Origin of the sequence: Acinetobacter sp. (genome assembly GCF_039596015.1) — a bacterium.
GTDB lineage: Bacteria > Pseudomonadota > Gammaproteobacteria > Pseudomonadales > Moraxellaceae > Acinetobacter.
This window is the reverse complement of record NZ_JBCNKN010000002.1, coordinates 103109-125888: the sequence shown is the minus strand read 5'-3', so window position 1 is coordinate 125888 and position 22780 is coordinate 103109. Positions and strand designations below refer to the sequence as shown.

22 protein-coding genes, 3 tRNA genes and 1 pseudogene are annotated in these 22780 nt (G+C 39.4%); 13 read left to right on the top strand and 13 right to left on the bottom strand.

The window, feature by feature from the left end:
* The first annotated feature begins 1 nt into the window (after window position 1).
* A complete protein-coding gene (xdhB, locus tag ABDV70_RS02350; RefSeq protein ID WP_343595104.1) occupies window positions 2-2383 on the top strand; it encodes a xanthine dehydrogenase molybdopterin binding subunit in 2382 nt (793 codons plus the stop codon).
* A 2-nt stretch (window positions 2384-2385) separates the two neighbouring features.
* Window positions 2386-3375 carry a xanthine dehydrogenase accessory protein XdhC gene (gene xdhC / locus ABDV70_RS02345; protein ID WP_343595471.1) on the top strand — a complete coding sequence of 330 codons (990 nt, stop codon included), beginning with the start codon at window positions 2386-2388 and terminating at the stop codon, window positions 3373-3375.
* Between the two features lie 10 nt (window positions 3376-3385).
* Here the strand turns inward: xdhC and ABDV70_RS02340 are convergent, their stop codons facing one another.
* The gene (locus tag ABDV70_RS02340; protein ID WP_343595470.1) at window positions 3386-4081 is read right to left on the bottom strand and encodes a Smr/MutS family protein; all 696 of its coding nucleotides are present in this window, start codon (window positions 4079-4081) and stop codon (window positions 3386-3388) included.
* Between the two features lie 333 nt (window positions 4082-4414).
* On the opposite strand from ABDV70_RS02340, the gene ABDV70_RS02335 reads away from it, so the two are divergent.
* Complete coding sequence (locus ABDV70_RS02335; protein ID WP_343595102.1) at window positions 4415-4852, top strand: SRPBCC domain-containing protein; 438 nt, start codon at window positions 4415-4417, stop codon at window positions 4850-4852.
* 122 nt (window positions 4853-4974) lie between these two features.
* Here ABDV70_RS02335 and trpC read toward each other — a convergent pair whose 3' ends face one another.
* The 5 genes from trpC to ABDV70_RS02310 all read right to left on the bottom strand — a co-directional run bounded on the left by trpC (window position 4975) and on the right by ABDV70_RS02310 (window position 8874).
* Window positions 4975-5781 (bottom strand): indole-3-glycerol phosphate synthase TrpC, encoded by an 807-nt coding sequence (trpC, locus tag ABDV70_RS02330; protein WP_343595468.1) that lies wholly within the window; start codon window positions 5779-5781, stop codon window positions 4975-4977.
* 8 nt (window positions 5782-5789) lie between these two features.
* The gene (trpD, locus tag ABDV70_RS02325) at window positions 5790-6839 is read right to left on the bottom strand and encodes an anthranilate phosphoribosyltransferase (protein WP_343595100.1); all 1050 of its coding nucleotides are present in this window, start codon (window positions 6837-6839) and stop codon (window positions 5790-5792) included.
* A gap of 8 nt (window positions 6840-6847) precedes the next feature.
* Window positions 6848-7432 (bottom strand): aminodeoxychorismate/anthranilate synthase component II, encoded by a 585-nt coding sequence (locus ABDV70_RS02320; protein WP_343595098.1) that lies wholly within the window; start codon window positions 7430-7432, stop codon window positions 6848-6850.
* A 620-nt stretch (window positions 7433-8052) separates the two neighbouring features.
* Window positions 8053-8523 carry a hypothetical protein gene (locus ABDV70_RS02315; protein WP_343595096.1) on the bottom strand — a complete coding sequence of 157 codons (471 nt, stop codon included), beginning with the start codon at window positions 8521-8523 and terminating at the stop codon, window positions 8053-8055.
* Between the two features lie 60 nt (window positions 8524-8583).
* Window positions 8584-8874, bottom strand: coding sequence for a hypothetical protein (locus tag ABDV70_RS02310; RefSeq protein WP_343595094.1), 291 nt, complete (start codon window positions 8872-8874; stop codon window positions 8584-8586).
* A 1045-nt stretch (window positions 8875-9919) separates the two neighbouring features.
* Between ABDV70_RS02310 and glnA the strand changes: the two genes are divergently transcribed.
* From glnA to ABDV70_RS02280, 6 genes are all read left to right on the top strand, one after another.
* The gene (gene glnA / locus ABDV70_RS02305; RefSeq protein WP_343595092.1) at window positions 9920-11329 is read left to right on the top strand and encodes a type I glutamate--ammonia ligase; all 1410 of its coding nucleotides are present in this window, start codon (window positions 9920-9922) and stop codon (window positions 11327-11329) included.
* Between the two features lie 194 nt (window positions 11330-11523).
* Window positions 11524-11958: a MarR family transcriptional regulator gene (locus ABDV70_RS02300; protein ID WP_343595466.1), complete on the top strand. Its 435-nt coding sequence runs from the start codon at window positions 11524-11526 to the stop codon at window positions 11956-11958.
* A gap of 154 nt (window positions 11959-12112) precedes the next feature.
* Window positions 12113-12541 carry an organic hydroperoxide resistance protein gene (locus ABDV70_RS02295; protein ID WP_343595090.1) on the top strand — a complete coding sequence of 143 codons (429 nt, stop codon included), beginning with the start codon at window positions 12113-12115 and terminating at the stop codon, window positions 12539-12541.
* Between the two features lie 161 nt (window positions 12542-12702).
* Window positions 12703-13194, top strand: coding sequence for a chorismate lyase (locus ABDV70_RS02290; protein WP_343595464.1), 492 nt, complete (start codon window positions 12703-12705; stop codon window positions 13192-13194).
* Window positions 13195-13206: 12 nt separating this feature from the next.
* Window positions 13207-14085, top strand: coding sequence for a 4-hydroxybenzoate octaprenyltransferase (gene ubiA / locus ABDV70_RS02285; protein ID WP_343595089.1), 879 nt, complete (start codon window positions 13207-13209; stop codon window positions 14083-14085).
* A gap of 71 nt (window positions 14086-14156) precedes the next feature.
* Window positions 14157-14420: a hypothetical protein gene (locus ABDV70_RS02280; RefSeq protein ID WP_343595087.1), complete on the top strand. Its 264-nt coding sequence runs from the start codon at window positions 14157-14159 to the stop codon at window positions 14418-14420.
* A gap of 81 nt (window positions 14421-14501) precedes the next feature.
* On the opposite strand, the pseudogene ABDV70_RS02275 reads toward ABDV70_RS02280, so the two are convergent.
* Window positions 14502-14852 (bottom strand): annotated as a pseudogene (locus ABDV70_RS02275) (DUF2726 domain-containing protein); the annotation flags it as partial.
* A gap of 151 nt (window positions 14853-15003) precedes the next feature.
* Window positions 15004-15079, bottom strand: a tRNA-Asn gene (locus tag ABDV70_RS02270).
* 246 nt (window positions 15080-15325) lie between these two features.
* On the opposite strand from ABDV70_RS02270, the gene phoA reads away from it, so the two are divergent.
* A complete protein-coding gene (gene phoA, locus ABDV70_RS02265; protein WP_343595463.1) occupies window positions 15326-16711 on the top strand; it encodes an alkaline phosphatase in 1386 nt (461 codons plus the stop codon).
* 143 nt (window positions 16712-16854) lie between these two features.
* Window positions 16855-17466: a YitT family protein gene (locus ABDV70_RS02260; RefSeq protein WP_343595085.1), complete on the top strand. Its 612-nt coding sequence runs from the start codon at window positions 16855-16857 to the stop codon at window positions 17464-17466.
* A 120-nt stretch (window positions 17467-17586) separates the two neighbouring features.
* On the opposite strand, the gene ABDV70_RS02255 is transcribed toward ABDV70_RS02260, so the two are convergent.
* The 3 genes from ABDV70_RS02255 to ABDV70_RS02245 all read right to left on the bottom strand — a co-directional run bounded on the left by ABDV70_RS02255 (window position 17587) and on the right by ABDV70_RS02245 (window position 18582).
* Window positions 17587-17662, bottom strand: a tRNA-Asn gene (locus tag ABDV70_RS02255).
* Window positions 17663-17668: 6 nt separating this feature from the next.
* Window positions 17669-17744 (bottom strand) — tRNA-Asn (locus ABDV70_RS02250).
* A 196-nt stretch (window positions 17745-17940) separates the two neighbouring features.
* Window positions 17941-18582 carry a LysE family translocator gene (locus ABDV70_RS02245; protein ID WP_343595083.1) on the bottom strand — a complete coding sequence of 214 codons (642 nt, stop codon included), beginning with the start codon at window positions 18580-18582 and terminating at the stop codon, window positions 17941-17943.
* Window positions 18583-18681: 99 nt separating this feature from the next.
* Here ABDV70_RS02245 and ABDV70_RS02240 point away from each other — a divergent pair, with 99 nt between their 5' ends.
* Complete coding sequence (locus tag ABDV70_RS02240) at window positions 18682-19626, top strand: LysR family transcriptional regulator (protein WP_343595081.1); 945 nt, start codon at window positions 18682-18684, stop codon at window positions 19624-19626.
* A gap of 100 nt (window positions 19627-19726) precedes the next feature.
* Here ABDV70_RS02240 and ABDV70_RS02235 read toward each other — a convergent pair whose 3' ends face one another.
* Together ABDV70_RS02235 and ABDV70_RS02230 are read right to left on the bottom strand one after the other, a co-directional pair.
* Window positions 19727-20353 (bottom strand): superoxide dismutase, encoded by a 627-nt coding sequence (locus tag ABDV70_RS02235; protein WP_343595079.1) that lies wholly within the window; start codon window positions 20351-20353, stop codon window positions 19727-19729.
* Window positions 20354-20494: 141 nt separating this feature from the next.
* Complete coding sequence (locus tag ABDV70_RS02230) at window positions 20495-21253, bottom strand: Nif3-like dinuclear metal center hexameric protein (protein WP_343595077.1); 759 nt, start codon at window positions 21251-21253, stop codon at window positions 20495-20497.
* Window positions 21254-21427: 174 nt separating this feature from the next.
* On the opposite strand from ABDV70_RS02230, the gene ABDV70_RS02225 reads away from it, so the two are divergent.
* Window positions 21428-22600 carry a trypsin-like peptidase domain-containing protein gene (locus tag ABDV70_RS02225; RefSeq protein ID WP_343595075.1) on the top strand — a complete coding sequence of 391 codons (1173 nt, stop codon included), beginning with the start codon at window positions 21428-21430 and terminating at the stop codon, window positions 22598-22600.
* Window positions 22601-22780: the final 180 nt, after the last annotated feature.

Here is a 22780-nt window from a genome sequence, read left to right as displayed (position 1 = left end):
CATGAATCAAGCCATTGAACATTCAAGCATTGCAAAAAAATCAGCAAAAGCAGGCGATTCGATCCCCCATGAAAGTGCACATCTGCATGTGACGGGGCAGGCCACTTATATTGATGATTTGCCTGAACTCGAAAATACGTTGCACCTTGTAGTTGGTTTTTCCAGTTGTGCCAAAGGCACGATCACCAAATTTGATTTAGACGCGGTACGTCAGGCAGACGGTGTATATGCGGTTTTTTCAGCAAAAGATATCGACGTTGAAAATAACTGGGGGCCGATTGTGAAAGATGATCCGATTTTTGCGGAACATCAGGTGGAGTTTTATGGTCAGGCCTTATTTGTGGTGGCAGCAAAAAGCTATCAACAAGCACGTCATGCGGTGCGTTTGGCACAAATTGAGTATGCAGCCGAAACGCCAATTTTGAGCATTCAAGATGCCATTGAAAAAGAGTCTTGGGTGTTGCCTCCTGTGGATTTTCATCATGGCGATGTTGAACAAGCATTTCAACATGCGGCACATCAGCTTTCGGGTTCAATCAGTTTGGGTGGGCAGGAGCATTTCTATTTAGAAGGACAAATTTCTTATGCCATTCCTCAAGAAAATCAAAGCTTAAAAGTCTATTGTTCGACGCAGCACCCAACCGAAATGCAACTGCTGATTTGTCATGCATTGGGTATGAATATGCATCAGGTCAATGTGGAAAGTCGTCGCATGGGCGGTGGTTTTGGTGGAAAAGAGTCGCAGTCGGCACAGTGGGCATGTATTGCTTCTTTGGCAGCACAAAAAACGGGCCGTCCTTGTAAGTTACGTTTAGACCGTGATGATGACATGAGCAGCACGGGCAAACGACATGGTTTTGCTTATGAATGGTCTGTGGCTTTTGATGATGATGGCCTTTTACAGGGCTTAAAGGTGCAGTTGGCATCCAACTGTGGGTTTTCAGCAGATTTGTCTGGGCCTGTGAATGAACGTGCGATTTGTCATGTCGGCAATGCTTATTATTTAAATGCTGTACAAATCCGTAATTTGCGCTGTAAAACCAATACGGTTTCTAACACAGCCTATCGGGGTTTTGGTGGGCCGCAAGGCATGTTTGTGATTGAAACAATCATGGATGAAATTGCTCGTGCGTTAAAATGCGACCCTGTGCTTATTCGACAACGAAATTTCTTTGCTGAACAGGCAGGCAATGGACGTGACCACATGCATTATGGGGCAGAAGTTCGGGACAATGTCGCCCCAAAAATTGTGCAAGAACTGCTAGAAACCAGCCAATATTATCAACGCAAACAAGAAATTGAACGCTTTAATCAACATAGTCCAATCATTAGACGTGGCATTGCCTTAACGCCACTCATGTTTGGGATTTCCTTTAATGCCGTGCATTACAATCAGGCAGGTGCGCTGGTTTATGTCTATATGGATGGCACAGTAGCGATTACCCATGGCGGCACAGAAATGGGACAAGGCTTATATACCAAAGTCCGTCAGGTGGCGGCTCATGAATTAGGACTATCAATAGATCAGATTCGTTTGATTGCAACCGATACCTCTCGTGTGCCAAACACTTCGGCAACTGCGGCATCGAGTGGAGCCGATTTGAATGGTAAAGCTGTACAAAATGCCTGCATTAAAATCCGTGAGCGTTTAGCAAAACTCGCTGCTGAAATTAGCCAAAGTGATGCAGAACAGGTGCAGTTTGAAAACAATCAGGTGAACACTGTAAATGGTCAATCATGGACATTTGCCGATTTGGTCAATCGGGCATATATGGCGCGTGTGCAACTGTGGGACAGTGGCTTTTATAAAACCCCTGAAATTCACTATGACCAAGTCAATCATTTAGGGCGTCCATTTTTTTATTATGCCTATGGTGCTGCGGTCAGCGAAGTGGCGATTGACACTTTAACTGGGGAAATGAAAGTCTTACGTGCCGATATTTTGCATGATGTTGGGCGCTCAATTAACCCTGCCATTGATATTGGGCAAATTGAGGGGGGCTTTATTCAAGGCATGGGGTGGTTGACTACAGAGGAGTTGTATTGGCAACCGCAAGGCGCGCAGGCTGGGCGATTGTTTACCCATGCACCTTCGACATATAAAATTCCAACCAGTGCCGATATTCCTACTGTTTTTAATGTCAAATTGTTTGAGAACCAAAATCAGGCAGACACCATTTACCGTTCTAAAGCGGTAGGCGAACCGCCGTTTATGTTGGCATTGTCGGTTTTTTCTGCCATTCGTCAGGCGGTACAGGCTGCAATTCCAAAAGATGCGCCGTTAGACTTAAATGCACCTGCAACCGCAGAAGAAATTTTACGTGCAATTGCCATTGGGCGCGGGCAAGCCTTGGCAGAACGCCCACAACCCAGACTCAAATAATGATGAAGCAACATTTACAATGGTGGCGAGATCTACTGCTGTGGCAGACCGATGCCTTGCCTATGGTTTTGGTGACGGTAGTTCGTGCAGATGGTTCAACTCCACGCGAAGTCGGTGCAAGTATGTTGCTGAGATTTGATGCACAGCACCGCTGGCAGCAGTCGGACACCATTGGTGGTGGTCATTTAGAATTTCAGGCAATTGATATTGCCAAGGCCATGCTAAGTGATGATGAGCCTCGTCCGTACTTTGTCGAGCGATTTAATCTCAGCGCACGACTAGGACAATGTTGTGGTGGTGTCATGTGGTTGCTATTTGAAAAAATAGCACCTTCTATGACGGTGCAAACAGACTTGAATCGCTGCCAACATGCTTGGCAAGCTGGAAACATTATTGTTCGTGAACTGTCAGACCAACACAATTCAACATGGCAAGTCTTGGAAGATTCATCTCTAAAATCAGAATGCATGTTTCAGCAAACAAATGAACACTGGCAATGGCAACAAAGCATTCAACCTTATGCCATGAAAGTTCTGATTTGCGGTGCAGGGCATGTGGGCGAAGTGATTGTCCGTTGTTTATTACCGATTGGGGTGAAAATCACATGGGTGGATAACCGAGATGATATTTTTCCGTTAGATGTGCTGAGTCAGGTGCAATGTATTACAACCGATGTACCCGAAGCCGAGATTGAACATTTTGATCGTTCAGGTGCAATACTTATTTTGACTCATGACCATCAACTGGATTTACAACTCTGCTTTACAGCTTTGAAACCGAGCACAATGCCATTTGCTTATGTCGGAATGATCGGCTCTAAAAGTAAACGGGCAATTTTTGAAAAACGGATGATGGCAAGAGGGTATAGCCAAACAGATGTTGAGCGTTTGATTTGTCCAATCGGGATTAGTGGGATTTCATCCAAACAACCTGCAATCATTGCTGTATCCGTAGTTGCACAACTTTTGCAGGTGTTTGATGCAAAGAAATGACCTCTTTAAATCATTTCTTTTGTTCAAATTTTGGATTTTTTTCAGCACGTTTTAACAGCACCAAAACTGCACCTGTACCGCCCTGATTTTCAGGGGCACTGACAAAAGCCAACACATCACGATGCTGACGCAGCCAACCATTCACATAGGTTTTTAAAATCGCTTCAGGGCCTTTGCCATGCACGATTTTAATGACATTTTGGTTTTCATCTTTTGCCATCTGAATGATTTGTAATACAGCTGCACGTGCTTGCTCAACGGTACAGCCATGCAAATCGACGGCTTCGAACCAACGTATTTTACCTGCTTTTAAATCTTCAAAAACTTTATGCTGCAAGGTTGCAATGCGATAACTCAATGCGGCCTGACTCGCAACAGGGTTGAGAGCCGCTTGCGTATCTGACAGTTCAGTCAACTCATTTTCAGGTGAACCTTCTGCGGCAGCACGTTTTGCCAAAGTCTGAGCATCAACTTTTTTACTACGTGCTGTTTTCACGTTAGCAATATTGCCGTTATCAATGGGTTTTACACCTTGTAAAGCCTTTTGAAACAGTGCCGTATCTTCCAACTCTTCAGTCGCAACCTGAGCTTTTTTAGACTCAGGTTGTTTTGCAACATTGCTTGCATGAGGATTGGAGATTTGCTTCTTAAATTGCTTCAGCAAATCTTGTTGGCTTTTTGAAAGGGAGGTATCGTGTTTGCTCATGAGGCGTAATAATTTTTGAAAGTTAAAAATCAACTGACGGCAGTATAACATATTGTCATTGACTCGAATCTTGTTTAAATCAATGGTGTTATAATCCAAACAAGATCTTATTTTTGCTTAGTTGATTCGATTATAAAAGAAGTAAGACATAAATTCTGTAAGCGAATAGGTATTATGCTTGACTAGATATAAAATCTTGAAAGAGTGCGTGCCGATACATTCAAAATTTTGAAAAAGTAATTTATACGCATTAAGATAAGAACTGTTGATAAGAAGTTATTTAATATATTGTCGTTAATTTCATAAAATATAATTGTTAGGAAAATGAAGAACATGAAATTTGAAATCAAAACAGAAGCCTTAATTTCTGCCCCTGTGGAGGTGGTATGGGAAACATTGGTAAATTTTGAAAATTATAAAAACTGGAATCCATTTATATACGATGTTGTTGGAACAGTGAATATCAGAGATAAAGTAAAAATTACACTTCAAGATGAAAGTAAAAATAAAATGTCATTCAAAGCAAGGATACTCGAAAATGAGAAAAATAAAGAATTTAGATGGATTGGGAAATTATGGGTAGCAGGACTTTTTGATGGAGAGCATAGCTTTGTATTGGAAAAAATATCTGCCAATCAGACCAAACTCATTCATAGTGAAGAATTCAATGGAATTTTAGTGAAGCCATTTTTAAAAACATTGCAAACAAAGACAAAATATAACTTTGAACGTATGAATAATGCACTTAAATTAAAATTAGAACAATCCTGATCGTATGCGGAAATACCATCAAAATATGAATGCAAAAAAACGACCTGATTTTTAGATCAGATCGTTTTTTAAGTAAAACATTTAAACTGAATGATTTAAATGCATTTACCGTCTTTTTTAAATTATACCTGCTTTGGTACACCAAACAACGCAGTAAATGCCTGATCAGGGCGAGGTTGTTTCATGAAACTTTCACCGACCAAAAAGGCATGAATGTCATGATCTTGCATCATTTGTACATCACTTGGTGTGGCAATACCACTTTCAGTCACTAGTAAACGCGAAGATGGCAACATCTTTTTCAAACGAAGTGATGTGTTCAAATCGACATCAAAGGTTTTCAAATTACGGTTATTGACACCCAGCAAACATTGCTCAGAAAGTTTTAAAGCACGCTCTAACTCGTGCTCATCATGTACTTCAACCAATACATCAAGTTGATGCTCAAACGCGGTTTTCGACATTTCTTCAAGTTGCTGATCAGACAAACACGCCACAATCAACAAAATACAGTCTGCCTGTAAAGCACGTGCTTCAACCACATTGTATGGGTCAATCAAAAAGTCTTTACGCAGTGCAGGTAGGGCACAGTGATTACGTGCAATGGCAATATTTTCATCTGCACCTTGGAAAAAATCCACATCGGTTAAAACAGACAAACATGCTGCACCAGCCTGTTCATATTGTTGAGCAATTTCGGCAGGGTTGAAGTTTTCCCGAATAATGCCTTTGGATGGTGATGCTTTCTTGATTTCAGCAATTACCCCTGGACGTTTATTTTGCAAAGATTTTGCAAAACCACGTACAGGTGTTGCGCTGGCTGCAAGTTGTTCAAGATCTTGTAACGAATATTTTTGACGACGTTGTGCAAGTTCTTCAACTTTACGGTCAACAATTTTTCCTAAAATCGTGTTGGCAATATCCATAATTCTTCCTCTTACACGTTTTCGACCAATTTTAAAGTTTTGGTGAATTCAGCAAAAACGCTGAGTTTTTCCAAGCCTTGCCCACCATCAAGTAAATCCTGAGCAAAGGCCACGCCTTGTGAGTAAGATTTGGCCAGACCTGCAACATAAATTCCTGCACCAGCATTTAATGCAATCATATCGGCGGCTTTTTGCCCCAGTTCAGATTTTTTACGTCCAAGTGCATCTTTAATTAGATAAAGACTCTGGGCAGGGCTGTCTATGATCAAACCATGTAATGACTGAGAGTTAATTCCGACATCTTCAGGTGTAATTGTCCATGTGGAAATTTCACCTTGTTTGAGTTCGGCAACCGTGGTTGAAGATGCCAAACTAATTTCATCTAAACCATCTTTAGAGTGAACAACCATGACATGTTCTGCGCCAAGTTGTTTCATCACTTCGGCAATTGGAACGCAAAGTTCATCTGAAAAAACACCAATCACAAGGCGTTTAACACTTGCGGGATTGGTCAGTGGGCCGAGTAAATTGAAAATGGTACGGAATCCAAGTTCTTTACGTGGGCCAATGGCATATTTCATGGCTTGATGGTGATTGGGCGCAAATAAAAAACCGATGCCCATTTCACGGATACAGCGTTCGGTTTGTTGAATATTTAAATCGAGCTGAATACCTGCTTGTTCAAGTAAATCAGACGAGCCAGATTTGCTAGAAACACCACGGTTACCATGTTTGGCGATGCTGGCACCTGCCGCTGAAATAATAAAACTCGATGCTGTTGAAACATTAAACAGATTTTGCCCATCTCCACCTGTCCCGACAATATCGACCAGATGAGGGACATCACTGACATCAATTTTGGTGGCTAAATCACGCATGACCTGTGCTGCTGCGGTGATTTCATCAATGCTTTCACCTTTTAAGCGTAAACCCATGAGCAGTGCGCCAATTTGTGCATCGGTTGCCTGACCTTGCATGATACTACGCATCACTTCTTGCATCTGGCTTTGGGTTAGGTGAATGTTCTTTGTAATATGATTAAGTGCTTGTTGAATATCCATTGCGACCACTATTTATAAAGATCTAAAAAGTTTTGGAAAATTTGATGCCCATGCTGACTCAAAATAGATTCAGGATGGAACTGTACGCCTTCAATAGGAAGGGTTTTATGTTTAACACCCATAATTTCCTCTATTGAACCATCAGCTTCATTTGTCCAGCACGTCACTTCTAAGCAGTCAGGAAGTGTTTTTTGATCAATCACTAAAGAGTGGTAGCGTGTTGCTGTAAAAGGAGATGGCAAGTTGCTAAAAATACCTGTGTTGCTGTGGTACATGTCGGAAAGACGCCCATGCATCACGGTTTTTGCACGGACAATATCTCCACCAAATGCCTGCCCAATACTTTGATGTCCTAAGCAGACACCCAGTAAAGGAATTTTCCCAGCAAAATGCTGGATAGCAGGAATGGAAATCCCTGCTTCAGTTGGAGAACAAGGACCAGGGCCAATCACAAGGTATTTTGGTTGCCATCGCTCGATATCCTCTAATGAGACTTCATCATTGCGAACAACTTTTACTTCCTGATTTAACTCGCCAAAATATTGGACGATGTTGTAAGTAAAAGAGTCGTAATTGTCGATCATTAGAAGCATTTTTTAAGCAACCTTATGAAAAATATATGTATTTTTGAATTGATATTAAATCGTACTCAATTCTGTACTCAATATGATTAAAGTAACCATGAAGTGAAATAAAGCCACGATGTAGATAGTTACTATAGCAGATTTTTACTGTTTTTCGACTGGTTTGAGATATGAAATCGTACTCTCTTATTTGTGAAAGTATCCAGTTGTTCCGTATATAGGGAGACTAGCTCGGTTAGTGGTTTTGGCGCTATTTTTTTAAATAAAAAATTTATGCACTGTCCACTTAGTTGGTTAATTGAACCAGATATTTTAAGATTTCTAGCGGGCATCCAACCTTCTGTATCATTACCATTTTTATCAATATACATAACATATAGCCAAGTTTGATTTTCATTTCTGAACTCTTGGTATGCAATGACTGAATCTTTTGGAATGAGGAATAATTGCTTTATCTTATATTGTATAGAAGGCGCTGAATAGAAGTAGGAGTGAAATCCTTTTTCCCTCTGAGCTAGAAAACTATATTTAGTTCCGTAGGAGATACTTCTTTCTTCAGCGACTTTGGATAAAGTCTCACAATCAGCCAAAACTCGTAGCTAAAAGACATATAAGAGAAGGTAACTTTCTCATTCGTTCTTATTTCTAATTGTTGTTTTAATATTTAAAGTATCATTCGGATTACTGCTGTTTGCAATACTTTTTGGTTTTTCTATAGGGGGAATATATTCATGAGCAGCTCGTTCAGCTTCTTTAGAGAACTCCTGTTTTAGTGGATCCTCTTCATGCTGTGCATTATCAATGCTTGGGACTTTAGGTGTTTCGAGCGAACTTTCTTTTATGTCAGGCTCGCCCTTACCTAAAAAGTAGGAAATAGCCAAAAATGCAATAAAGAAAAGAATGATCCATTTTATTAATTTCCCAAATCCTAACGGTTTTTTAGGTTGTATGACAAAGTCATTTCCACATTTCTTACAATCGTATCCTCTTTGCCAATCTTGTAATGCAATAGGGTCTATTGGTCGTGGATATTTTTTAGGCTGATTTGACATGGCCTTTATTTGAATACTACCACAATATGGACAGCGAATTTGGCTCATTGATTTTCTCTACTATGTATATAAAGAATAAGATGAGAAATAAAATTTCTATAGATTATTTTATGAATAATCCGAAGTCATTTTAAAAATTTTACCTCTAAACAGATAAACCTTATAAATCATGGTTTCAATATTAAAAGTATAGACTTCTACATTCATTGGAAAACCACGATGGTCATAAATGGTTTCATTTACTGGGCGTTGACGTGTTTGCATTTTTTCAACAAGTTCAGCTTTAGTATCCCCAATGCGAACGATCAACCCAGATGTTGATCGAAATGAATCTGTATCACCAATTGCAAAAACTGAACTAGAAATTAGACAGGTAAAAGCAAAAATAAGTTTTTTCATTAAAATTTCAGATTATGAGTAATTTCTAGTCATATTAGTAAATGTATTCAGGTCAATCAATATAACAGAAGGTGAAAATCATATAATTTTTATGGTATTAAAAATTGATAAAAACTTTTTGATCCAGATCATTTACTACGCATCAATAGATGCATGTACTGATTGTGAGTAGTTTCGTCAGCATATTTTAAATGCACCTTAATTCCCGCAACACCACCCGCTAAAACTGCACCAAAACTGATCAGAAACCTATCTGTCCAGAACATTCTATGTGGACAAGTATGTAAAATGAGCTAAAAAATAATATTGAGAAAATAGGCGTAAGACATGAAATCAAAATAAGAAGTGAAAATATTCAGAGCTATAGGCTTGTTATTTTGTGTTTATTTGTGTGTATAAGTTGTCCTAAAAGCATGCTCATTCTCAGAACCAAGTAAGTCTAAAGGAAAGGTATATGAGGCATTTTCCATATTTCGTGCAGCAGAAAAACAAAGTTATCTCACATAACAATAGATGTGCCCGAAAAGCTCTACTTAGAACTTTTCATATTTGATGAGCCAGACCAACTGTATGACAGTAATAAATCAAAGAGCGTAAAAGATTTGGCAATTGCTTCATCACAACTTTGAGACCTGCAACATGGCTTGTTTAGATAAAAAGGGCGGAGAGGTTAAGATGGTGGGTTGTTGACGGTTTCATTAAGCATTAAAAAACGATAAGAAGATGAAAAACGATCATCATTTGGTCAAAATTGACATTTATCATTGGAATAGTAAAAACGTAAGAAAACCCTATTTGCACCAATTTAAAGCATAAAAATCATGTTTGAATCAGTTGTAAAATGAAAATGATAGAATATGGTGCATTTTAAAAAGTGGAACGTATAATAGGATTGTGATCATCAGCTAAAATCTGCATTCTTTATATGATTATCAGCATATTAGCTAAGGTTTAAAAAGTTGGCACGGGAGTTGCTTTATTACGTACAACTTGTAACATGCACTTCATAAGTGCAATAAAAATACTTTATTGGAGCATAAAGAACATGGCGAACAAGGTCCTTGAACTCATCAAAGAAAGTGGCGCTAAATGGGTCGATTTTCGCTTTACAGATACTAAAGGTAAAGAACAGCACGTAACTTACCCAGCCGATTCAATTGATGAAGATACTTTTGAAGATGGTAAAATGTTTGACGGTTCTTCAATTGCTGGTTGGAAAGGCATTGAAGCGTCTGACATGATCTTACGTCCAGATGCAGAAGCAGGTTTCCTTGACCCGTTCTTCGCTGAACCAACTGTTGTTGTAACATGTGATGTTATCGAACCATCTACTGGTCAGGGTTATGAACGTGACCCACGTTCGATTGCTCGTCGTGCAGAAGAATACTTAAAATCGACTGGTATTGGTGACACAGCATTCTTTGGTCCAGAACCAGAATTCTTTGTATTTGACGAAGTGAAATGGGACATCGATATGTCTGGCGCTCGTCATACACTTATCGCTGAAGAAGCTGCTTGGTCTACTGGCAAAGACTATGAATCTGGTAACTCAGGTCACCGTCCACGTGTAAAAGGTGGTTACTTCCCAGTTCCTCCTGTTGACTCTGCTCAAGACATGCGTGCAGAAATGTGTGCAAAAATCGAAGACATCATGGGACCTGGTCGTGTAGAAGTACATCACCACGAAGTTGCATCTTGCCAGTTAGAAATTGGTGTAAGCTTCAATACAATGGTTCGTAAAGCAGACGAAGTTCAACAGTTCAAATATGCTGTTTGGAACGTTGCACACCAATATGCAAAAACTGCAACCTTTATGCCTAAACCAATGGTAGGTGATAACGGTTCTGGTATGCACGTTCACATGTCAATCTCTAAAGATGGCAAGAACTTGTTTGCTGGTGATGAATATGCAGGCCTTTCAGAAATGGCATTGTACTTCATCGGTGGTGTGATCAAGCATGCGCGTGCATTGAACGCAATCACAAACCCATCTACAAACTCTTATAAGCGTTTGGTTCCTCACTTCGAAGCGCCAATTATGCTTGCTTACTCAGCACGTAACCGTTCTGCATCTATCCGTATTCCTTACGTTTCTAGCCCTAAAGGCAAACGTATTGAAGCACGTTTCCCTGATCCAATGATGAACCCGTACTTAGGTTTCGCAGCATTGTTGATGGCGGGTCTTGATGGTATTCAAAACAAAATCCATCCGGGTGAAGCTGCTGACAAAAACTTGTATGACCTTCCTCCTGAAGAAGAAGCAAAAATCCCTACAGTTGCTCACAGCCTAGAAATGGCGCTTGAAGCACTTGAAGCGGATCACGAGTTCTTGTTAAAAGGTGGCGTGTTCACTAAAGAAATGCTTGATGCTTATATCGAACTTAAAACTGAAGATGTACGCCGTTTGAACACAACGACTCATCCAGTTGAATTTGATATGTACTACAGCTTGTAATACATTTTTGCTTATAAAGAAGTCCGCAATCGCGGGCTTTTTTATTTTTGAATGAATGGATGGTTTTAAATGTACTGAATTTTTAAAACAAAATAAAAAATTTGGAATAGGAAAAATAAAAGCGAGATGTTTTCAAATACAAATAAATGCCATACTTAAGCTATCGAAAATCGTATCAAGTGTAAGGCCAAATGATTGAGCAAGATGAACTGTTAAAACTGGATAATCAACTGTGTTTTGCATTGTATTCAGCACATCTGGCATTTAATCAGAAATACCGTAAATTGCTTGCACCGCTTGGGATTACCTATCCGCAATATCTGGTGATGTTGGTTTTGTGGGAAAAAGACCACGTGACGGTATCTGAAATTGGTAAAAAACTATTTTTAGAGTCTTCAACATTAACACCAATGTTAAAACGTCTGGAAAAAATGGAGCTTATTTCTCGGCAGCGTTCTGAAAAGGATGAGCGACAGGTTTTTATTTCCTTGACAGAAAAAGGGCATCAATTAAAACAGCAAGCGCAAGCAATCCCTGAAAATTTGCTTGGAAATATACATTGTAATTTACAAAGTTTAAGTGAATTAAAACAGCAGCTCGACGATTTACGTGCTAAGTTAATTGAGTAAATTTTAGCTGACTATCTAAAAACAAAGTCATTGAAATATGATTTTATTTTGATGGGATGTCAGTAAAATCTATAGAAAGTAAGGAAAATACAGTTGATTTGAAAATTATATCGTGTACGATATAGTTGTAAGCGATAATAATGGAGATTGAAAAATGTCACTTGAAAAAGTTGTATACGTAGCAAAAGCAACAGCAACTGGCGGTCGTGATGGTCGTGCGACTTCTAGCGATGGCGTGCTAGATGTTAAATTAGGGGTTCCAAAAGAAATGGGCGGTGCTGGTGGCGCAGTAACAAACCCAGAACAACTATTTGCGGCAGGTTATTCAGCATGTTTTATTGGTGCAATCAAGTTTGTTGCTGGACGTGATAAAGTCAGCATTCCTAACGATATCTCAATTGATGGTGAAGTGGGTATTGGCCCAATTCCAACAGGATTTAGTGTTGAAGCAACGCTAAATATTCATTTAGAAGGTATGGATCGGGCAGAAGCTGAAAAACTTGTTCAGGCTGCACATATTGTATGTCCATATTCAAATGCGACACGTGGTAATATCGATGTAACACTGAATGTCATTGTGTAAGTGATTTAGAGTTAGTCACATCAAATACATGACCGACTGTCTAAAATGGCAGTCGGTTTTTTCATAGAAGAAGACCTCTAGTCAATCATTAATCCAATTTGCTACAACAGAACAGAATCAATTTCGGTTAAAATAGCGTGAGCCTCCTTGGACAACCAGATATGCCACGCTTTAAGACCCGCCAATTACATCATGAATTGCCCGAATATCTTAAACCTTGGTTATATGCAGAAGGCTCCTTGACACTTCAATTAACTCAGCTTGCACAAGGTCAATTTAGTGTTGAACCTATTGCAGAGTCCTATCAGCGTTTGGATTTTCTTAATGCCCGATGGATGAATATGCCTGACTACCATTTGGCATGGGTCAGAGAAAGCTATTTATTTGGCTGTGAGTCAGCACCTTGGGTGCAGGCAAAAAGTATTTTTCCGATTTTAAGCTTACACAAGAAAGCACGGATTTTTCCTCATATTGGCAAAAAGCCAATTGGGCGTTTTCTTTTTCAGCGAACAACACCAAAATGTCAGCGTCGAGTGATTCATCTCAAAGAAGGGTGGACACGACAAAGTTGTTATACTTGGCATGGATGTAAGTTTATTGTGCAAGAAACCTTCCTTCCTGCATTTGAAACTTTTCTTAGATCTTCAGTTTAATTAAGGGTCGTTATGGCAGAGGCACAGCAAATCAGTTGGCAGCAACGCTTACAGGCATATTACTATCTATGTCGTTTTGACAAGCCAATTGGAACAGAGTTAGTTTTGTGGCCAACACTTTGGGCATTATGGATTGCAGCGGGAGAAACGCCATCTGTAAAGCTGATTGTGGTTATGGTGCTTGGTGCAGTTTTTATGCGCGCAGCAGGGTGTGCAATTAATGATTTTGCAGATCGTAAAGTCGATGGGCATGTTGCACGAACCAAAAATAGACCGTTAGCAACAGGGATCATCCGTCCTGTTGAAGCCGTTATTGTTTTTGCTGTATTGGTTGCTATGAGTGCAGGGCTATTATTTTTCTTGCCTATTGCGACCTTTTATTGTTCTTTTGGTGCCGTGATTCTCGCTTTTATCTACCCATTCATGAAGCGTTATACCCATTTACCACAAGTATTTTTAGGTGCAGCATTTTCATGGTCAATTCCAATGGCTTTTACTGCCGTTGGACATCCTCTAGATTTTACGTGTTGGTTATTGTATTTCGGTAATTTGGCATGGACTGTTGCGTATGATACCCAATATGCAATTACAGACCGTGCTTATGATTTAAAAATTGGGGTAAAATCTACGGCTATTTTATTTGGTCGCTATGATATTACCATCATTGCTTTATTACAGGTGTTCAGTATTTTCCTCATTGGATATGCATTGCTTCGAGAGGAATTACTGCATCCTTATGGTACCATCGCCTTAACACTGGTTGCGCTAGATTTTGTCTATCAATGGACGCAAATCAAGGATCGTGACCCGCAGCGTTGTTTTAAAATGTTTTTACATAACCGCTGGGTTGGGATTATCATTTTCTCTGGTATTTTTATTGCGTTGCTTTAGCAGGTATTGTTGCTTTTTTAGACCATCAATACCTTCTAATTATGCAGTGCATCTAGGTAGGAACACTTTTTATGTCGCAGGATTTAAAACAACGTGACCGCAAGCGTTGGATGATTTTTTCAATCGCATTGCTTATTCCAATATTGTTGGTTTTAGTCTTATTCTTTGCAGCGCATGAAGATGCTGAAACCAAACAGGAATATGATCAGATGCGTGCTGAATATACGGCAGAGCGTGAAGCAAAAGATAAAAACCAACAAATGAGTGGTCAGCAGCAATATCAGCAATTGCAAAAAGATCAGGAAGCTCAGGTCTCAAATCAACCGAAGCAATAAAATGAAAGGATAGCAATCGCTATCCTTTTTTTACACCTATAAATTTGTTTCCTCATCTATGGAGGTCGGCATTCGTGATCATCATAAAATATCGCGTTGTAACTGACGTATAGATGGAATCTCGGTATAACGGAAGACCTGATAACCTGCTTCAGTGAGCATTTTATCGCGGAATCGGTCTTCTGCTACTTTATTAAGATGTGTTGGGTCATCAAGTTCAATAATTGCTTTAACTTGACATTGGGCATTGACCAATACGAAGTCTGTTACTTTACGGTTAAATTGATTTCTGATTTTATAATCCTGACTGGTAATGAGTGCGCTAAAAGCGACCTGAGTCATAATATGATAATGCGGAAAAGCATGATTTAACTGTTTGAACATACGCGTTTCGAATTGCGTAATCAGTGGTCTGGCAAAATATTGTTGCTTGCTTTTTTTAAGGAGTCGAAAACCCCAAAATCCTAAAAATAGGAAAATACTAAGAAGAATAAAAGGATGAGAAAAAGAAAATTGGGTCAGCACAGCATCACATCTTAAATCATAAAAAAACCCACTCAAACTGAGTGGGTTTTTTGAATTTTGGCTCTCCCACCTGGGCTCGAACCAGGGACCTGCGGATTAACAGTCCGTCGCTCTACCGACTGAGCTATGGGAGAATATGGAAATGAATTCTAGTGTTCAGTTGGCTTCTGGTCAAGTATTTGTATTCAAAAAATAGATAAAAATGATCTAAGCGGTTTAAAAATAAGCTTTTTTGCAAGTTGGTATGCAAAATATACACTGAAAGATCGTATCGTTATTAAATTGTAATATCTATCGGTTAGGGTAGCGCTTCAATTAAAAAAACAATGCTATGGAGTCGTTAGGTGAAATCCTATCAATTTATATGTCTACCTTTGGTTATGGCGTTAACTGCCTGTTCAGTCCAACCCTCACGGGTTTCCTCTACTTCTGCGGCACTTTTATCGCCACAGGCGAAAGGGGCCGTTGATCAGTTTTCAGGTGCAACACGTTTAACCACAGAACGTAGTGATCTATTAAAGTCAGCAATTCAAAAGCAACATGTTCGACATGTTATTTTATTTATTGGCGATGGAACAAGTGATTCTGAAATTACCATTGCACGTAATTATGCTCAGGGTGCAGGAAATTATTTTAAAGGAATAGACAGTTTACCTTTTACAGGGAGTTATACGACGTATTCATTGAATAAAAAAGACAAAAGTATTGACTATGTGACCGATTCGGCAGCATCCGCTTCGGCATGGGCAACAGGGACAAAAACATATAATGGTGCAATTGGTGTTGATGTTAATGGTCAGCCCAAAACATCCATTTTGGCTTTAGCAAAACAAGCGGGTTTTGCGACAGGCAATGTAACAACGACTGAATTACAAGATGCAACACCTGCCGCACTGATTGCACATGTGACTTCTCGTAAATGCTATTCGCCTTCTTCAACGACAAAACTGTGCCCAACAAATGCCTTGGAAAAAGGAGGGATGGGTTCGATCAGCGAACAGTTATTACAAAGTCGTGCGGATCTGACATTAGGCGGGGGGATGGCATCCTTTCAAGAAAAGGCCACAGCAGGGCAATATCAAGGCAAAACCTTGTTAGAGCAGGCACAACATCTGGGATATAAAGTCGTGACCAATACGACAGAACTACAAAATATTTCAGTTGCAGATCAGAAACAGCCTGTACTTGGTCTTTTTGCTGATGGGAACTTGCCTGTAAGCTGGACAGGCCCAACAGCAGTTTTAGGCGGCAATAAACAAACGCCATATCGTTGTGAAACCAATACCAAGCGCACCAGTAACATACCCACTTTAGCTACAATGACCGCTAAAGCAATTCAACTGTTAGATCAAAATAAAAAAGGATTTTTCTTGCAGGTCGAAAGTGGCTCGATTGACAAGCAAAATCATGCTGCTAACCCTTGTGGTCAAATTGGTGAAACTGTCGCGTTAGATGAAGCCATTCAAGAAGCATTGGCGTATGCCAAAACACATCCTGATACGTTAATTATCGTTACGGGGGATCATGCGCATACCAGTCAAATTATTCCAGTCGATGCAGACAGCCCTGGAAAAACTGCAAGTCTTATCACAAAAGACAATTCGGTTATGGCGGTCAACTATGGAACATCTACGGGTGATAGTCAGGAACATACTGGTTCACAGGTTCGTATTGCGGCGTATGGCCCTCGTGCAGCGAATATTGTGGGGCTAATTGATCAGACCGACTTGTTCTTTATTATGAAAGATGCCTTAAATATCCATTAAGATCATTCATTTCCTGTAAAAGCGTATCAGTGCGGCTGGTACGCTTTTTTTATTTTTATGGCTGATGTATTGAGGGGAAAGTCACTTCTTTTTAAGAAAAGAATGAGGTATAAAAAACTAACTTGATAGGGATATTTCTGTTAATGATAAATGCAAATATTGAATTTAAACCACATTCATGGGTTGAAGATGGTTTAGCCATGCTCACGGCTACATTTATGATTTCTTTTGCGATGTTGTTAATGCAACAAGCAGGGACATTAACAGGTGGAACGGCAGGTTTAGCTTTGCTTATTCACTATGTGATGGGGGTTAAATTCGGATTGGTTTTCTTTATGCTCAATGTTCCATTTTATTATTTAGCCTATAAGCAACTTGGTTTGGGAATGGTGCTCAAGACATTTATAGCAGTAGGACTATTATCTCTTTTAACAGAAGTGCATCCGTTATTTATTCATGTTCAAGGCATGTCTCCACTTTATATGACGGTGTTGGCGAACATTTTTATGGGCATCGGTTTTCTGATTCTGTTTCGCCATCATTCTAGTTTGGGCGGTTTTAATTTATTGGCTTTGTTTATCCAAAAACGCTATGGCATTGCTGCGGGTAAAGTTCAAATGATGATGGATGTGTGCATTCTGCTTGCTTCATTGCATTATGTAAATGTGAAATTGTTGCTCATTTCAATTCTGGGTGTACTCATTTTGAATATGATTTTGACATTGAATCATCGTTCAGACCGTTATGTTGCATAATCGATGGGAAGAATATTGATTTTAGGATAGTGGGTATTTCGGTATTTTGGATGATAAGGGTGTTGTTTCATGCCATAAAAAAAGCCCACTATTTCATAGAATAGCGGGCTTTTAGAATCTTGGCTCTCCCACCTGGGCTCGAACCAGGGACCTGCGGATTAACAGTCCGTCGCTCTACCGACTGAGCTATGGGAGATTAGATTGGCTCTCCAACCTGGGCTCGAACCAGGGACCTGCGGATTAACAGTCCGTCGCTCTACCGACTGAGCTATTGGAGAATCTGATGCGCATTTTATGGAGTCATGCGCACTTGGTCAAGCATTTATTTGAATAAAAACAAATGACTGCTTTATTTCTAAACAAAAGACAGTTGAAATGAGGTTTTTTGCCTTAAAATCCAGTGATTTGTTTGAATTTTACCCAGAAATAAAACTGTCTAAAATGAACGAAAAAATTATTTTTGAAAATAACGCTTTAAAAACTGGTCAAAAATAAGCGGATTGCAAATAAAATTAACACAACTCCCATCGCGCGCTCAAACCAATAACCCGATGCTACAAATTTTTGTCTAATGCTAGAATGAGAAAATAGAATACTTACGACAATAAACCAGAGTGCATTGACCAAACACATCCAGATTCCATAAAAAATTTGAATGGATAAAGGCGTTGTTTGGCTGACGACAGTTGTAAAAATAGCAAGGAAAAAGATGGTTGCTTTAGGATTGGTCGCATTGGTAATAAACCCGACCAAGAACGCTTTTTTATTTGAAACAGGTGAGTGTTCCTGACGATCAAATTGTAACTCATTGGTCGTGTTTGCTTTTGCTCGAAGAAAATTGATCCCTAACCAGATGAGATAGAGTCCACCCATGACTTTTACGATATTCATCAGCCACGGTGTGGTATGTAAAAGAGCCCCGATACCAATCAGTGTATAGATCACATGCACAGAAATCCCTGCACCGATTCCAATTGCGGTTAAAATTCCAGCTTTTCGTCCATGTATGACACTTTGGCGAATTGTAATTGCAAAGTCAGGCCCAGGCGCGATGACTGCTAAGAAATGAATAAGTGCCAAGGCTAAGAATTCATGCCAATAAAAAGAAGTGAACATGATTACTCCAAAGGAATTTAAGATTAACGTGATGGTTTTTATTGTATTCAATAAAAAATGGCGTGATAATCCATTTAAAACTCAAATAATTTTTGCGCTATGAGCACAAATAAAACTTTATCATTGTTGAATGAGATGGCTGTTTTTGCAAAAGTTGTCGAAACAGGAAGCTTTTCTGAAGCGGCTCGACAGTTTGCGGCTACGCCATCTGCAATTAGCCGTTCGGTTTCACGGTTAGAAAAAGCATTAGGTACACGGTTATTACAAAGAACTACGCGTAAACTGAGATTGAGTGAAAGTGGGCGAGATGTTTATGCGCATTGCCTTGCTATGGTGAATTCAGCACAAGCTGTCATGGTGACATCAGGGCAGTATAACAATGAGCCCCAAGGTGTAATTCGGGTTAGTGTTCCTAAAGCAGTTGGGCGTAATGTGGTTCATCCTTATATGGCTGAATTTTTGAAGCAATACCCAAAAGTTGATGTGCAGCTTCAACTTGATGATCGTTATGTAGATTTAATTGAAAGTGATATTGATATTGCAATTCGGATCACCGATCAACCACCTCCAGGTTTAATGGGGCGTAGGTTGTTTCCAATAGACCATCTTTTATGTGCAACGCCCCAGTATTTAAAACAACAGGGTAATCCTGAGCATCCACATGATTTAAAACAACATTGTTGTATTGTCTTGGGTGAAGAACCGAGCGATTCCATCTGGAAATTTCGTCAAGGAACTAAAGCGGTGAGTGTCACGGTCAAAGGTCGGTATGCAGCAAATCATACGGGAATCCGACTAGATGCAGCATTACAACATATTGGGATTGCAAGCCTACCATATTTCACTGCGAAAGCAGCTTTAGAACAAGGCGTATTGATTCAAGTTTTACCCGATTGGTTTTTTAAGACAAATTATAGCGGCGAGGTCTGGATTTTATATCCACCAACCAGACATTTAGCGCCTAAAATAAGTGTGTTTATTGATTATTTAGCAAAATGTTTAACCAAAGAACCAACCTTGAATAAAACAGTTTTGGTTCAATAAATTTATTATTATTGATTTAAATAAAAAGACAAGGGATGTTTTTAAGCATTATAAAAAAGGGTGCAATTTTGTCGCACCCTTTTTAATGCAAAAGCAGAGATTATTTCTCTACACCAGCAGCTTCACCTGCAAGTTTAGCATTTGCATAATCCCAGTTTACAAGGCTTTCAAGGAAAGTAGAGATGTATTTAGGACGTGCATTGCGGAAGTCGATGTAGTAAGCGTGTTCCCAAACATCAATTGTTAACACAGCAACTTGACCATGTGCAAGCGGTGTGTCTGCATTTGATGTTTTAACGATAGAAAGGTCACCATTGACTTGATCTGCAACAAGCCAAGCCCAACCTGAACCAAATTGAGTCGCAGCAGCATTCGCAAATGCTTCAGCAAATTTTTCGTATGAACCAAAAGCAGCATCAATTTTTGCAGCAATTGCGCCAGTAGGTTTACCACCACCGTTTGGAGATAAACTGTTCCAGTAGAATGTATGGTTCCATACTTGAGCAGCATTGTTGAAGATACCTGCTTTAGATGCATCACCAACAGTTGCTTTAATAATCTCTTCTAAAGATTTACCTTCAAGGTCTGTGCCTTTAATAAGATTATTTAAATTAACCACATATGTGTTGTGGTGTTTATCGTGATGATATTCTAGAGTTTCTTTGCTGATGTGTGGTTCAAGCGCTTCATAGCCATATGGAAGTGCTGGTAATGTAATGGTTGTCATTTTTTCAATCCTTGCATTTGCTGGGGTTAGACAATTAGTGTCGCTAAGTGTAAAACATTTTTAGGCAAAATGTCTGTTTGATCAATAATGTAATACAAACTATGAATGAATAACAATTCTTTCGCGTGAATTAGATATGCGTTAAATAGGATTAGCCAATTCGTAATATGCATACTCAAGATTAAACTGTTGTGACAATGCCTGCCCTAGACGTTGCACACCAAATTGTTCAGTTGCATGATGACCGCAGGCGAAATAATGGACGCCAAGTTCTTTAGCCTCATAAAACGTCCGTTCACTGACTTCGCCCGAGATATAGGCATCACAGTTTTGATTTGCAGCTTGGGTAATAAAATCTTGTGCTGCACCTGTACAAAATCCAATTTTTTGAATCTGTTGTGTTGTTGCAGGAAGATGTGTAATTTCACGATTAAACTTTTCTGAAAGCAATTGTTTAAATGCTTCAGGGGAGAGCGGTTGTTTTAAATATCCAATATTTCCAATCGGGTGTTTTTCACTCGGGTCTAAAGGTTCAATATCGGTGAGTTCTAATAATTCTGCAATGGATGCATTATTGCCCAATTGAGGGTGTGAATCGAGGGGAAGGTGATAGGCAACTAAAGAAATATCATGTTGAATGAGTTTTTTAATCCGTTGACCACGCATCCCTGTAATCGGTGCAGGTTCGCCTTTCCAAAAATAGCCATGATGAACCAGTAACAGATCTGCCTTTTGATCTATACAGGCTTCAATGGCATCTAAAGAAGCAGTGACCGCACACATAATTTTGCTAACAGTGCCTTTGCCTTCTATTTGTAAACCGTTCGGAGCGTAATCTTTAAACTCAGCGGTTTTAAGCGTCTGATCACACCACTGTAAAATATTGGATAAAGAAGTCATTGTAAGCGTCCAAAAATTGAGTCAATAAGCCAAAATGATTTGATTTCATTTACATTGTAACGAATGCTAGACAAAATCATGTCAGTGTTTTGAATTAAAAATGTACTTTTCGTTCTAAAATAGGCAGAATTTGTTTAGTGATCAATTAATTAAAAAAAGGTAGAGGAAAATAACGTGCGTAAAGCCTTTTCATGGTTGCCTTGGTTGTTACTGATTGTCGTGGTTTTAGGTTTTTTAACGTGGCAAAAAATCCAGAAACCGAAAGCGCCTATAGCATCTGATGGCGTGCAAATGCCCGTTGAAAAAGTTGAACCACTGGTCGATACCCATAAATCAGGTGCGGTAGAATCCTATAGTGCTGCTGTTAAAGTTGCAGCGCCTGCTGTTGTCAATGTTTTTACGACACAAAAAGTCATGCGTAATGACAATGCTTTATTACAAGACCCCGCGTTTAAAGAATTTTTTGGCGGTAAAATTCCAGATCAGTTAAATCAAAATGAAAATAGTCTAGGCTCAGGTGTAATCGTGCGTTCAGATGGTTATATTCTGACAAACAATCATGTGATTGCACAGGCAGATCAGATTGTCGTCGCACTTCATGATGGTCGTCGGGCACAGGCAAAAGTGATCGGAACTGACCCAGATACAGATCTGGCTGTGATTAAAATTGATTTGAAAGACTTGCCTGTTTTGCCATTTAAACAAAGTGGTAATGATGTCGGGGATGTCGTTTTGGCGATTGGTAATCCATTTGGTGTGGGTCAGACCGTGACTCAAGGAATTATCTCTGCTTTAGGTCGTTCCGATTTAGGAATTAACACCTATGAAGATTTTATTCAAACAGATGCTGCCATCAATCCAGGTAACTCGGGCGGGGCACTTATTGATGTTGCGGGAAATCTTGTGGGAATCAATACGGCCATTTTTTCACAGTCAGGTGGTTCTTTAGGGATTGGTTTTGCAATTCCTGCAAAAATCTGTCAGCAAGTATTTAATTCTATTTTGAAAGATGGTCGGGTGATTCGTGGCTGGTTAGGAATTAGTTTGGTTGCAACACATCAGAATGGTTTCGAATCTGAAGAGTCTGGCGTGGTTGTGGCAGATGTTCTGAATCATGGGCCAGCGGCAAATGCAGGCGTTCAAATTGGAGATCGTATTCTTCAGGTGAATCAGGAAAAAATTACTTCACCATCACATTTGATTAATTATGTTGCACTGCAAGCACCGAATAGCACCATTCAATTGGTTGTTGAACGGAAAAAGCAACGAATTCAATTTGATGTAAAAGTGGGAGAGCGCAGAATCAAAAACAGTAATGCGCAGTTTATTCCGTTGCCTAATCGTTGATATGTATACCTAGAAATAAATTGACACTTAATTTAACAAACGCCTGATGACTTTCATTGGGCGTTTGTTATTTTGGTAAATAGATATTGATAAGGCAGTAACCATCTGCACTACTTTATATTTCTAGATGTGCTTAGGAACATAAGTCTTCTTTAGGACAAACTAATCAATGGAGCGAGG